This is a genomic window from Spirochaetota bacterium (assembly GCA_026414805.1).
Classification (GTDB): Bacteria; Spirochaetota; UBA4802; order UBA4802; family UB4802; genus UBA4802.
In genome coordinates, this window is sequence record JAOAIH010000025.1 from 4115 (window position 1) to 18072 (window position 13958).

Annotated in this window: 11 protein-coding genes; 6 read left to right on the forward strand and 5 right to left on the reverse strand. The window is 38.7% G+C overall.

Annotated features, from left to right (window positions below; all coding sequences use genetic code 11):
- The 4 genes from N3F66_06800 to leuD form a co-directional block, all read left to right on the forward strand.
- On the forward strand, positions 1 to 273 hold a 273-nt coding region (locus tag N3F66_06800; protein MCX8123858.1), incomplete at its 5' end, for an STAS domain-containing protein.
- Positions 274 to 1012: 739 nt separating this feature from the next.
- Positions 1013 to 2209, forward strand: a complete 1197-nt coding sequence (locus N3F66_06805; GenBank protein MCX8123859.1) for an acetyl-CoA C-acetyltransferase — start codon at positions 1013 to 1015, stop codon at positions 2207 to 2209.
- A gap of 149 nt (positions 2210 to 2358) precedes the next feature.
- A complete protein-coding gene (gene leuC / locus N3F66_06810) occupies positions 2359 to 3618 on the forward strand; it encodes a 3-isopropylmalate dehydratase large subunit (protein MCX8123860.1) in 1260 nt (419 codons plus the stop codon).
- A 26-nt stretch (positions 3619 to 3644) separates the two neighbouring features.
- Positions 3645 to 4151 carry a 3-isopropylmalate dehydratase small subunit gene (leuD, locus tag N3F66_06815; protein ID MCX8123861.1) on the forward strand — a complete coding sequence of 169 codons (507 nt, stop codon included), beginning with the start codon at positions 3645 to 3647 and terminating at the stop codon, positions 4149 to 4151.
- Positions 4152 to 4153: 2 nt separating this feature from the next.
- Here the strand turns inward: leuD and N3F66_06820 are convergent, their stop codons facing one another.
- From N3F66_06820 to glgX, 5 genes are all read right to left on the reverse strand, one after another.
- Complete coding sequence (locus N3F66_06820) at positions 4154 to 6241, reverse strand: AsmA-like C-terminal region-containing protein (GenBank protein ID MCX8123862.1); 2088 nt, start codon at positions 6239 to 6241, stop codon at positions 4154 to 4156.
- Positions 6219 to 7436: a cyclic nucleotide-binding domain-containing protein gene (locus N3F66_06825; GenBank protein ID MCX8123863.1), complete on the reverse strand. Its 1218-nt coding sequence runs from the start codon at positions 7434 to 7436 to the stop codon at positions 6219 to 6221. Before N3F66_06825 ends, N3F66_06820 begins: the two co-directional genes overlap by 23 nt.
- Before the next feature lie 163 nt (positions 7437 to 7599).
- Complete coding sequence (locus N3F66_06830) at positions 7600 to 7950, reverse strand: tetratricopeptide repeat protein (protein ID MCX8123864.1); 351 nt, start codon at positions 7948 to 7950, stop codon at positions 7600 to 7602.
- Between the two features lie 81 nt (positions 7951 to 8031).
- Positions 8032 to 9702, reverse strand: a complete 1671-nt coding sequence (locus N3F66_06835) for a hypothetical protein (GenBank protein ID MCX8123865.1) — start codon at positions 9700 to 9702, stop codon at positions 8032 to 8034.
- Between the two features lie 102 nt (positions 9703 to 9804).
- The gene (glgX, locus tag N3F66_06840; protein ID MCX8123866.1) at positions 9805 to 11997 is read right to left on the reverse strand and encodes a glycogen debranching protein GlgX; all 2193 of its coding nucleotides are present in this window, start codon (positions 11995 to 11997) and stop codon (positions 9805 to 9807) included.
- A 235-nt stretch (positions 11998 to 12232) separates the two neighbouring features.
- Between glgX and N3F66_06845 the strand changes: the two genes are divergently transcribed.
- Together N3F66_06845 and N3F66_06850 are read left to right on the forward strand one after the other, a co-directional pair.
- Positions 12233 to 13231, forward strand: coding sequence for a mannonate dehydratase (locus N3F66_06845; protein ID MCX8123867.1), 999 nt, complete (start codon positions 12233 to 12235; stop codon positions 13229 to 13231).
- Positions 13232 to 13237: 6 nt separating this feature from the next.
- On the forward strand, positions 13238 to 13939 hold the full coding sequence (locus N3F66_06850; GenBank protein MCX8123868.1) for a FadR family transcriptional regulator: 702 nt from the start codon (positions 13238 to 13240) through the stop codon (positions 13937 to 13939).
- The last annotated feature ends 19 nt before the right edge of the window (positions 13940 to 13958 follow it).

Consider the following 13958-nt stretch of genomic DNA (forward strand, 5'->3'; position numbering starts at 1 on the left):
GTTATCCGTGATGTTGAAGCTGCATGGAATGACGCTTTGAGCAGAAACCCTAAAGTCATTGGCATTAACTGCAAGAATTTAAAATTTATTGATTCATCAGCCCTTGGCACATTAGTAAAATTTATGAACAGTGCAACAAATCGAAAGATAACATTATCGCTTTTTAATGTGCCACCATCAATAATAACCATTTTTAAAACTTCCCGTTTAGACAGATTTTTTACAATCAATACAAAAGAGGATTTTGAAAATAAATATCTTTTAGTTAGATGATATTTTAGTTACTGAGATGTTATGATTCTTATGTCAATATATTGCTTTTATTACTGTATGGTATATCATGTTCATTTTAGTTGGGTGTTAAATTAACATTCAGCTTTTATATAGAAAAACCATATTATCTCTCTTGTATCAGACCACAATTATCATGAAAAGAAGATATGTCCATACCTGCTTTGTGAGCAAGACGATTACTACCACGCTTTTGACTGTATGATATGTGAATCTATCAAGAATGCGTGCAATCTGAAATAAATGCTTATTTTTATAAGCTAATGCGAATAAAGCTTCTCCTTTTTCTTCACAAAGGACTCTATAAATAATTTCTCTGACAAACATTGGGCTCAGAAATTTTTTGTATTATGGCAACAGCATTGATTCAAGAAGCTTTATACGTGCTGCATTATTTTTTCGTTAGAAGGGACTTGATAGATCCCCTTTGGCAGTTTTTTTGAATTATGACTGCCATCATCAATAGGGATCAAAGGGGGCACATGCAGTAAAATTATGGGAAAGACAGATGTTATTTTTTTGGGATATAGGAACCCAAGTGATGAATGATACCTATACATAGAAAGCTACCAAAAATTGTTATACAGGCAGAATAAAAAAACTTGTAAAATAACCCCACCATATTAGAAATTAGTTTGTATTACAAAAACATCTTAATGGTGCACCACTACCATGGGGTAAGGGTTGGTTATTTTTATTATATAAAATGGAGGATATATTCATGGCAGACAACGATGTAGTAGTTGTATCGGCTTGCAGAACACCAATAGGAAGTTTTGGACAATCGCTAAAGGATGTTAAAGCGTATGAATTAGCTGCAATTGTTATGAAGGAAGCTTTGCAGCGTGCACACATTGAAGGCAGTGCATTGTCGGATGTTATCTTTGGTAACTGTTTGATGGGCTCTGATGAAGCTAATGTGGCTCGTACAGCTGCCCTGAAAGCAGGTATCCCCGTTGAGGTACCAGCAACATCAGTACAGCGGCAATGCGCCTCTGGCATGACAGCGGTGGTGTTTGGTACACAGCAGCTTATTGCTGGGGATTCGGATATTGTATTGGTTGGTGGAGTTGAGTCAATGTCAAATGCTCCCTATGTACTATGGAAAGCACGCTGGGGGCTACGCCTTACTCATTCAGAGCTAACTGATGCAATGTGGGAACTGCTTCATTCAGGCAGTGGCCTTTTAGGTGAGCCGTATATCATGGGGCAGACAGCTGAAAATCTAGCGGAAAAATACAATATATCACGCCAGGAGCAGGACCAGGTTGCATACGAAAGCCATAAAAAAGCTGCCGCAGCTATTGATTCAGGAAGATTTAATGATGAGATAGTTCCTGTTCCTATACCTCAGAAAAAAGGTGAACCTAAATTATTTGAAAAAGATGAACATGTTCGCCGTGATGTTACACTGGAAAGCCTTGCTGCCCTGAAACCTGCATTTAAAAAGAATGGCACAGTAACTGCTGGCAATGCATCAGGTATTAATGATGGTGCAGCGGCACTGGTGCTTACAACGGCTAAACGCGCACACCAGCTGGGAGTAAAGCCCTTAGCACGGATTGCAGCCAATGCATTTGCTGGAGTTGAGCCTCATCTTATGGGCTATGGCCCTGTCCCGGCAGTGAATAAACTGCTTAAAAAGACAGGAAAAAAGTTAGATGATATAGACCTGATTGAACTCAACGAAGCGTTTGCAGCACAGTATTTGGCATGTGAAAAAGGTCTTGGACTTGACCGAAGTAAAGTCAATGTGAATGGTTCAGGTATTGCCTTAGGACATCCGGTTGGATGTACTGGTGCGCGTATTATCGTTTCCCTCATTTATGAGATGAAAAAGCGCAATGCACAGTGGGGGATAGCAACACTGTGTGTTGGCGGTGGAATGGGTGCAGCAGTACTTGTAGAGAATATATAAATCTTTGGCCAGGCGCGATGATAACATCGCGCCTGCATAGCTATCGCCAAAATTGTCATAAAAAAACTGAAAATAAATAAAATAATGATACATTTTTTACTATTATAATCCGGTGTAATTACAAACATCAATAGTAAGAGGAAACTGTTATGGGCATGACAATTACCCAAAAGATTTTAGCTGCACATGCCGGGAAGGAATATGTTGAGCCAGGAGAATTGATTGAAGCAAAAGTAGATCTGGTGCTGGGAAATGATATTACTGCTCCTATAGCAATAAAGGAATTTGAAGAATTAGGTATAGGCAAAGTTTTTGATAATGAAAAAATAGCGCTTATTCCTGATCATTTTACCCCCAATAAGGACATAAAATCTGCTGAGCAAGTTAAAATATTGCGAGAATTTGCAAAAAAATATGGCATAGTTCATTTTTATGATGTGGGTAGAGTTGGCGTTGAACATGCATTGCTTCCTGAATTAGGTCTGGTGCGACCGGGGATGTGTATTATTGGTGCTGATTCACATACCTGTACTTATGGCGCATTTGGTGCTTTTTCAACCGGTGTTGGATCAACCGATATGGCTGCTGCTATGGCAACCGGTAAGACTTGGTTTAAAGTACCGGAGTCAATCAAGTTTGTTGTATACGGCAAACTGCAACCGTATGTTTCGGCAAAGGATATTATTCTGCATATCATAGGCAGCATTGGTGTTGATGGTGCATTATATCAATCAATGGAATTTACTGGTGAGACAATTTCAGAGCTGTCCATGGAAGGAAGAATGACTATAGCCAATATGGCTATTGAAGCTGGTGCCAAGAACGGCATCTTTGCGCCCGATGGTAAAACGGTTGAGTATATAAAGAGCCGTACGGGATTACCGTATACATTGTACTACAGTGATGACGATGCTCAGTATGTTGCTGTTAAAGAATATGATGCTTCCAAAATAGAACCAACAGTGTCATTTCCGCATTTACCTGAAAATATCAAGCCTGCACGCGAGTCGGGAGTAACCATTGATCAGGTGGTAATTGGCTCATGTACCAACGGGCGTATTGAGGATTTACGGGTGGCAGCAAAGATTTTAAAAGGCCGTAAAGTGCATAAGGATGTGCGCTTGCTTATAATTCCTGCTACTCAGGAGGTGTACCGGAAGGCGCTAGAGGAAGGATTGATTGATATTTTTATTGAAGCAGAAGCTGCTGTATCTGCTCCAACCTGTGGGCCCTGTTTGGGTGGTCACATGGGAATATTAGCCGAAGGCGAGCGCTGTGTTGCTACAACCAATCGTAATTTTGTTGGTAGAATGGGACATCCAAAGAGCGAAGTCTATCTGGCAAGTCCTGCAGTGGCGGCTGCATCTGCAATTCTTGGGAGGATTGCTCACCCGGAAGAAGTGAAATAATTAGAGCTATCGCCAATAAATTTATTATGAGGTACAACATGAAGGCACATGGAAAAGCATGGAAATTTGGAAATGACATCAACACTGATGAAATAATACCCGCACGCTATCTCAACACTTCCAACCCTGATGAGCTGGCATTGCATTGCATGGAAGATGCTGACCCTGAATTTATGAAAAAGGCAAAGCCAGGCGATATTATTGTTGCTGGGAAAAATTTTGGTTGCGGTTCTTCACGTGAGCATGCTCCTATTGCCATAAAAGCTGCAAAGCTGTCGTGTGTTATAGCTGAATCATTTGCGCGCATATTTTACCGAAACAGCATCAACATTGGGCTTCCCATAATTGAATCCCAAGAGGCTGCACGTGATATTGAGCAGGGAGATGAAATAGAAATTGATTTTGATTCTGGGGTTATAAAAAATATTACAAAAAACAAGGAATATAAAGCCAAGCCATTCCCGCCATTTATGCAGGACATTATTGCCAAAGGGGGGTTGATGGCTAAAATACGTTCTGAATTGAAAGGGTAAAATTACTGTACTTGCTTTATATTTTTACCATCAAATATGTTTTTCCCTTCTGCCTTAAATGGTATTATATACCAGCGTCCTTTTTTATATTTAGCAAGTTGCAAAAGTGCCGGATTAGGCAGGTCCTGAATAAAAGCGGAACTGAATTCAAGTGAAATAGTGATGTCGCTTTCATCATGGCGATTGTACTGTCCGTTTAATTTTAACCGTATTTCAGGCGCATTGAATATAAAAGAATTTATGGTGACTTCAGGACCACTGAGATTAAAATTACCGTATATTTTTTGAAACTCTAAATTGGCAAGCTTATATTTTAAATCTTGCAGCCATATACTCAGTCCATTCTGCAATCCGGTATTAGCTAATTTGCCATTTTCCACAGATACTTCAACCTTGCCGGTTATTCGGTCAATAACAGGATCTTTAGGTACGATAGTTACCTGCAATTGACCTGATACATTCCCAAAAAGTCGATTTTCATACTCTTTAAAGTACGAGGTTATATTCTGTAAACGTACATTGTTAAATTTAGCCACCAGGTTAATCTGGGGATTATCCTGTGAAAGGGAAATGACACTTCTGCCACTTACTTCTCCACCAAAAATCTTTGCAGTAAATGAGGATAGAGCAATAACATTTTTTGACATGGTGTAATTGCAGTTAATTTTTTCAATAACCAATTGGTCTTTATATGCTTTTTGTATCAAAAGCTTTCCGGAAAGTTCATAGGGTATGTTAATTTCTTTTTTTGATTTTTCAGGTTGTTCTGATTGTCCAGTAATGATTTTATTCAGGTCAACTTCATCTGCTTCTATATTTACTGCAAACTTTTCAAACGAAGAATCTGCTGTAGCTACAGACAGTCCAAAGGGTACAGAATAGACAACCGCCTGTATCCCATCTTTTTTAAACTGATTGTTTTTGATAAGCAGATTTGTATCCTTCACGGAAAAAATAGGGTCTTTTTTCCCAACAACGATGTTTTGCAGCGTTACGTCAGCATCTATGGCTTTGTTTTTATATTCAAAATTTCCTTTTATTACTCCCGAAACATCACTTATGTCTATTGTACCAAGTAATGGTGCTATTTCTTTTACTGTAATGGATGCATCACTTACTTTTATATTTGTGATATCTCCATTAAAGGTAAAGAGCAACTGGTTCAGGACAAAGTTTGAATTTTCTATTTTTCCTTTTGCATTGGCAATAGTTACTATCCCCTTGTTTATACTTACATTACAGAACAGATTGCTTATATACAGCATTGCTCCATTGCTAAGCTTGCAGCTTCCTGTTACTGTTCCTTGAACATTGTTCTTTGTTATTGACAAATTGTCAATGCTGCCGGTAAATATGCGGTAGGGTAGTATAGTATCAAGTTTGCTGCCCCAGCGATAAACCCATAATAGATCACAGCCATGTAAGGTAACATTGCCTCGTATGCTAAAATCTTTAGTGGTTTTAATTGAGCAATCTCCAACAATTTTTCCTCTATTCTGTGGTAGTAGTAGTGAAAGATTCTTCAAATCTACCGTTTCATCGTTAAGCTCAACATTGGTGTCTATAGTATAGGTGCCTTCCAGTGGTTTGAGCTCTTTTGGGGGGTTTTCAAGAATGACAGTTGTATTGTGTAAAGACAGGGATTTTATCTGAGTGGTGATGCTTGATTGTTCTTTTTCCAAAAGCTCTTTGATCAATTTTTCAAGATTTGATGTTACGGTCTTATTTTCTGTATAATACAATATATGTATTACAGCATCATCCAGCGAGATATAATTGATGATGAATTGTTTTTGCAATAAAGGCATAAGCTGAAACCGTATAGCAGCGTCTTTTGAGTGTGCAATAAATGGCTTATCTTTATCAGTATCATAGATAAATAATTCTGCTATCTGTATACCTGTGATGCTATAATCAATGGTACCTATTTTGACAGGTCTGTTTAAAGAATCCTGCAGTGTTGTTACTATTATTGATTTGAGTGTTTCTTTGGGGAAGAAATAGATAAATGCTGCTGCAAAAGCAGCAATCAGTAGTATAACAATAAAAAGAGCTATCGCACTGTATTTAACTACTCTTGCTGGCTTCACGTTTTCGTTCTAATGCTGATTTTTTCTTGTAAAAGTTAACAGTCTTTTCAAGCTCTTCCAGATTAGTACAGATGAGCTTGCCTTCATCTAATGTTATGTTTTTATCTTCCAATAATTCCACTACAAGGTGATCACCTTTATCGTGGGGAATGCCTACCATGTTGAGAAGTTCTTTGACACCAAAATCAAAAGTAAAGCTTTCTTTTGGAGCTATCTTTACCTTTTGTTTTTCAACCTGTATAAGCAGCGTATCGTACATCCTGCCTAACGGGTCACGTATCATCAGGTTTTCAAGCTGTCGGTATGCTGTCCAAATTCGTTCACTCAAAAGCTGTATGAGCCGGGTTGCAAGCTGTGGTTGGGTTTGAACCATTGTTTCAAAATTTTGCCTGTTTATTGCCATAAGTGTGGTATCGCCAAATGTGATTGCCGATGCGCTTCGTGGCCTGTTTTCAAGCAATGCCATCTCGCCAAAGATGTCGCCTGGTTTTAGCACTGCAAGCAGCACTTCTTCATCGACAATTTTGGTAATTTTGACTTTGCCGCTTTGAATGATATATAATTCATCACCGGGTTCATTTTCACAGAATATCATCTGGTTGTCTTTATATAGCCTGGTTAAGCTGTTCTTTTGAGGATTTTCAGGGACTTTGAGCGGAGCATTGATTGACTTTAAATGAGCTATCGCCTTATCCCTGTTTATACCGGTAGGGCAATACTGTATATAACGCTGTAATGCATACGCTGCATGTGGGATGTTTTTCTTTTTAAGGTAGTATTCGCCAATTTTAAAAAGGTGTTCGGGGTCCTCCTCAACTGCATTGGCAAATGTCAGGCGCGTTATTGCTTGGTCAAATTCTCTTAGTTTGCGTGAAAAAAACCGAATGATCTTCATGGCAACGGCAGGGTTTTTCTGGATGAGTATTCCAAACTGATCGCGCTGTACTGAAATAAGTGATACATCGGTAAGTGCTACGGCGCTTTCAATGTGGGCATGGCCGCTCATACAGGGAATAACGCCAAAAAAATCACCTGGCCCAAGGAGAGGATTTGCTTCTTGAGCTATTGGATTTTCTTTTACAAGCTTTACTTTTCCCTGGCGAATAATATAAAAATTGTCAGCGTTACGCTTTCCTTCTACAATAATGAAAGAATTTGCCAGATAGTTTACAACTTTAAACTGTTCCTGTACCATCGATTGCCATTATAAAAATAAAATTGCTGTGTTGCTTCAAAGAATAGTATATTCACATTAAAAGTAAACAAAAAAATATATTTCAGCAATACTGCTATACATTAAAAATCGGTATTATGGAGTATAATATCAAGAATTTTTAAATAAAACAAACAGGTAGGTACTATGCTTTGATGTTGGTTAAGTTTTGTATTTTCAGCCGTTTAATCTGATTAAAGATATTTGTGTCCGAAGGCTCATAGTATGTGGCTTTTTGGTAAGAAGCAATGGCAGCCTGTGTGTTCTGTAATTTTTCATATACCTGTCCACGATGTGAATAAAATTCCTTTTGACGTATACGGACTTTCCTCAAAGAGAGGTCAGGTTGTTCTCCAAGTGATGGTACCGGGAGTTCTTTTTTAAAGCGTTTCATAGGGGCTAGGATATCGTTTGTGTCGTGAGGAAAAGTTGAGCTCTTTTTTTTATGCTGTAATAATACAGGTGTAGACGGGTTGTACTTTACTGGTTCAATCATAGTAATATTCCACTGATAATATAAAGATACACAAAGTGTACTCAGAAAGTCAATAAAAAAAGAAAGAGTTGTCTATATCATCTAATCTGAAGTAAGATATTTTTCAAGATACTCATTGAGGTCGTTAATATTTTTTCGTATCATGGATTTGAATTCTGGTGGTATATTCTGCTGCATTACCACTTTATAGTAATTGAGCGCATCACGTACTTTCCGCTTCTTTATAAGGTCGTCTGCTTTCTGTAAAAGTGGGCGGTATTTATAAAATGCATATTCAAGGATATTCTTTTCTCTGGAAAGGCTGAATTCATCAGGAAGCTTTTTAAAGTCATACGTTACTTTTAGTATAGGTAATTCTTTTTTCTTTCGCCTATCATGTTGTAAAAACTTTTCGTAGAATTTACGGTCTTCTTCAAGTTTACGCAATGTTTCCGGATCATCCGTATCATATTCAACATCCTCTGATTTTCTGTAATCGCCTAGTATTTCAATTTCGTCATTTTTTTTATGCTTATCATCTTCAAGTATCTTTTTAAATATATCTTCGTCGCTTACTTCATCAAGCTGGCTTTTTTTATCGTCTTTCACAATGTCGCGTATTAGTTCCCAGTCCTCTTCTTCCTTTTGCTTTTCTGTTTTTTCTGCAACTTGTGATGATTGTGTTGTTGGAGCAGGTATGACGGTATCGCCATATAGTTTTTTCAGTATATCTTTTGCCATATCACTGTGAATTTTATCTTTATTCACAGGCTGTGGATGTGGAGCAGTAATGGTTGGTAGTTTTTCCAAAATTTTCAATATAGGTTCAGGATCAAGTTCTATTGGTAATTTGCCTTCGTATTTGACAGTTGAAACCTGAGGCTGTTTGCCTGACTCAAGAAGTCGGGAATGTACTTCTTTTAAGTTTTCTAATTCCTGTCTGGTCTTTTCCTTTTCTTCATACAGCTTAAACATCCTGTCAGTGAGGTCATTGAGCTGGCTCTGTAGTTTCTGTATTTCAGAGGATTCATCTTTTGAAGCCAATCCCTTTAATTGGCTACCCAATTCTTTCTTCAAGTCCTCAAGGCGTGATGCTAGTGTAGCAATTTCATCCTTATATTTATCGATTGTGGTTTCTTCCAGGTTTTTTAATTTCTGTTTTTCCTGTATACGTTTGGTAATTTCATCAACTATTCTGTCAACATCTAGTGGCTGTGGGTTAAATCCAATTTGTATTTTGTCAGGAAGCTTGATTGGGCTATCAAGTGAAATTTTTATTTCATTGGGTTTGTTTTTGGCTTCAGCCTCTCTCTGACGGTGCTGTTGTTCCTGTTTTTGTTTGTATTTCTTAAGATAGTCAATGTTTGCTTCAATTTTAGTATTGGTTTCAGCATCTAATATTCTTTCATTAACTCCTTCATATAATGATATTGCAGTGGTAAAATCGCCTTTTTTTGCATACACTTCAGCATTCATTAAAATCCGCATATATATCCTGAACCGTGAATAAGGAGGAATTATTTCTTCAGCAGAGTATGGCAGCTTAAAATCTTCATCAATGAATGTTTTCTCCACAGGCACATCAGTTGCCCTTCTTTTAGGCTTGGTGGCATCAGGGTATTGCTCTTCAATTTCAAGGTCACTTGCGCGGCGGCGATAAATTTTTTCAGGTGGTGTAGTCTTGTTTGCATCAGGCTTTGTATCATTGCCTGTGATTGCCCATAGCAGTATGATGATGACAATAATCAGCGATGTAATAAGAATTGGTATCATAGCAATAATAAAAATATATAATTAATAACAGTTATGCAATACATATATTAAAAAAATAGTATGGGCGATAGTTACTGGTAAAAACCCTCAATTACACTATCGTCATACCGGTGAAGAAATCAAAACCACTGAAGACATTTTTTTACATAAATAGCTATCCTGTGAGGCAATTGGTGTCCCCTGCAGTGTTATATCATCAGGTGATGGCAGTGAAGTATCCACAACTCGTATCCAGTATGTACCGTTAAATGGCTTTGGCAATGAAAATGTAAGGTCATACTCAGAAGCATTGAAAATGATATAGATATCGTTGTCACGTGTACCGGATACAAGCCGAGCGTATTCACCATTAAGGTGCAGAGCAATGGAATGGCTAAAATACCCTAAATCAGGAGCATAGCAGTTGACGCCGTGCCACACGCAGTCAGGATCTGTAAATCCCTGTTGAATAGTACCTGCTAAAAAGCGCTTTTGCCGCAGTACCGGGTGGGATTTGCGAAAATTAATCAGACATTGTACAAAACGCCATATATCCTCAAATTGTTTCCTCCTGTCCCAATTAACCCAGGATATTTCGTTATCCTGACAATAGGCATTATTGTTACCGTTCTGGGTTCGTCCCATTTCATCGCCTGCCAGTATCATAGGTACGCCTTGTGAAACAAGCAGTGTGGTAAAGAAATTCTTGATCTGCTGCCTTCGTATTTTCAGTATTTCAGGTGGAGCATCATGCCCTTCAACACCCCAGTTGTAGCTTAAGTTGTTGTTGTCGCCATCTCTATTGTCTTCGCCATTTTCTAGGTTGTGCTTTTCGTTAAACGATACTAAATCAAGCATGGTGAAGCCATCGTGGCAGGTGATAAAGTTAATGCTGTGCAACGGGCTTCTGTTTGTACGCTGATAGATATCAGGGCTGCCAATAATGCGCTGCATAAAATTGGCCACGGTATCATTATCCCTGCGCCAAAAACGGCGAACGTCATCGCGGAATTTTCCATTCCATTCAGCCCATCGGCCCGGGAAGTGTCCAATTAAGTATGCTCCACCGGCGTCCCATGCTTCGGCAATAATCTTGGTATTGCGCAGGATTGGGTCTTCGGATATTTTTTCAATAAGTGGAGGGTTCTGAAGAATATTGCCATCTTGATCTCGCCCAAGAATTGATGCCAGGTCAAACCTGAATCCATCAATGTGCATGTCCACAACCCAGTAGCGCAAGCAATCCAGTATGAAGTCACGGACAAGTGGATTGTTACAGTTAACGGTGTTGCCACAACCGGAAAAATTTTGATAAAAGCGCTTATTGTCTTTAAGCATGTAATATATGGAATTATCAAGTCCTTTGAAGCTTATAGTAGGGCCTAAGTGATCGCCTTCAGCAGTATGATTAAATACAACATCTAAAAAAACCTCAATGCCAGCTTCATGAAAATCGCGTATCATTTCTTTAAATTCATTAATTTGCTGTCCCATTGTGCCACTTGATGAGTAGCTTGATTTTGGAGCAAAAAAAGCAATGGTACTGTAACCCCAGTAGTTTTTAAGCCGTTCTCCAGTAAACGGATTCACATTAACATTTTCAAATTCATCAAATTCCTGTATGGGCATAAGTTCAATAGCGGTAACTCCTAGTTCTTTTAGATATGGTATTTTTTCGGCAAGTCCTTTGTAAGTGCCAGGGTGTAATACCTGTGATGATGGGTGATAGGTGAATCCTTTCACATGAAGTTCATATATAATGGTATCTTCCATTGGAGTTTGGATAGGGCGGTCGTACCAGTCAAATTCAGTATCAACTACAATGCATTTGGGCGATTCTTTATAATTTTTATCCGTGGAAAATGAAAGGTCTTCATCGGGATGTCCTTTTATATAACCACATGCTTTACTGAAATCCCATATATGATTACCGCTGATAGCTTTAGCATATGGGTCAAGCAACAGCTTGTTTTTATTGAAACGATGTCCTTGAAGTGGCTGATAGGGTCCGTCAACCTTATAGCCATATAACTGCCCTTCTCTAATGCCTGCAATCCAGATGTGCCATATATCACCAGTTTTATTGAGTTTTGGATCCAGTTCAATTTCAATGTATTCTTCGGTTTCTGAAGAAGCAAAAAGTAGTATTGAAACAGCAGTTGCATGTCGGCTGAATAGTGCAAAGCGTGCACCATGCCTGTCTAGGTGAACGCCTAACGGTAACGGAGTGCCAGGTAATGTCACAAAATGATGTTTTATTGTGTGCATAAGTATAAATATATCTTTTGTTTTTGAATACTTAATCCTGACAAACATTACTCTTGTATAGGGTAAACAGTCAATGCAAATTTTTATCAATTAGACATGGTATACTGCATCTTTGGCTATGCACAGATGGCTTGCTGGTTTGTATTAATTCAATTTTTTTATGCAAGCCTAATCGTTTTATAAGAAATATTAATATAATTTTTTAAAAAATTTCTTGACAAACATATCACATGTAATATCATCAGACCAGCTGATAATCAGAACAATTAGAGATGAAAAAAGCATGATTAAAATTGCAGAACTTATCCCTCCCCGCCCATCGCCACTGTGGAAGCTGGTGAAACAGTGTGGGGTAGAACATGTGGTGGGGGGTATGCAATTGTATGCAGGATGGGAGTCGCTCCCTAAAGACTTTTGGCCATGGAGTTACAATTCATTAGTGCATATTAAAACTGCATATCACGATGCAGGATTTAAACTGGAGGTTATTGAATCCCGTCCACCAATGGAAAAAATTAAGTTAGGCCTTCCCGGCAGGGATGAAGAAATTGAAAATATCATAATGCTTATACAAAACATGGGCAAACTTAGCATTCCTGTATGGTGCTATGAGTGGATGCCTGTGTTTGGATGGACAAGAACTTCAACTACTACGCCAATTCGCGGTGGCGCGCTGGCAACTTCGTATGACCATTCACTGATGGAAAATGCTCCAATGACCGAATATGGAGTAATCACAGAAGAAACATTATGGAAAAATCTTGAATATTTTTTAAAAGCTGTAATACCAGAAGCTGAACGCGCAGGGGTTAAACTTGCCATGCATCCGGATGATCCACCTCTCTCGCCTATCCGTGGTGTGGCACGAATTATGTGTTCGGTTGAAAATTTCCAGAAGCTTATAGATCTTTATCCAAGTCCAGCCAACGGCATTGCGCTATGCCAGGGAAACTTTGCACTTATGACAGATGATCTTCCATCTGTAATCAGAAAGTTTGGAAGGCAGAAAAAAATATTTTTTGTTCACTTTAGAAATGTGAGGGGAACTGCATACAAGTTTACTGAAACGTTTCACGATGATGGGATGATTGATATGTATGAATGCATGAAGGCATACTATGAGATTGGCTACGATGGGGTAATGCGTCCTGATCATGTTCCCACTATGGAGGGAGACAGCAACGATAATCCTGCATACTCGTCAATAGGCAGGCTCTTTGCTTTGGGATATATGAAAGGTTTATTGGAAGCAGTTGAAAAAAGCCAAAAGGTCAAACGGTAAATGTATATGGATACCATACAGCCAGTAAAGCGAAGCAAACTTACAGAATCCATAGTCAATGTGCTTTTGACTAATATTAAAAATGGCACTCTTGCACCCGGGAGTAAATTGCCGCCCGAGCGCGAATTGATGAAGAAATTACAGGTGGGGCGTTCCACATTGCGTGAAGCAGTACAATCGCTTGCACTGATGGGCATATTGGATGTAAAACCAGGCGAAGGAACATTTGTAAGAGCTATCTCCAAAGAAGAAATCATTGGGCCTCATATCTTTGTTCCAATAATTGATAATGAAAGTATGGCAGATTTTTTTGAAGCACGCCTTTTGATAGAACCGCGCATTGCTGCATTGGCAGCTTTGCGAAGGAATGAGCAGGATATAGTAGCAATTGAACAGACATTGTCAAAAACAAAGCAAAGTATAAATAGCGGTGGGGATGTGGATCGATGGGCAGGACAGTTCCATTTACAGATTGCAAGAGCTTCTAAAAATATTGTATGCGTCCGCTTTCTTGAAGCTATACTCTCATTTCTTGTGGGCAAAAGGGAAAATGCCGAGCACAGTAAAGACTTTTTGCAATGGGAATATGAATCGCATGAACGCATCTTTAAAGCAATTACAAAAGGAGATGATACTAAAGCGTATAAAGCCATGGAGGAGCATATACAGGCAGTTTTGCAGTGGTATAAAAAATTAGATATTGTATGATGTACAACGGAGGTTTGCT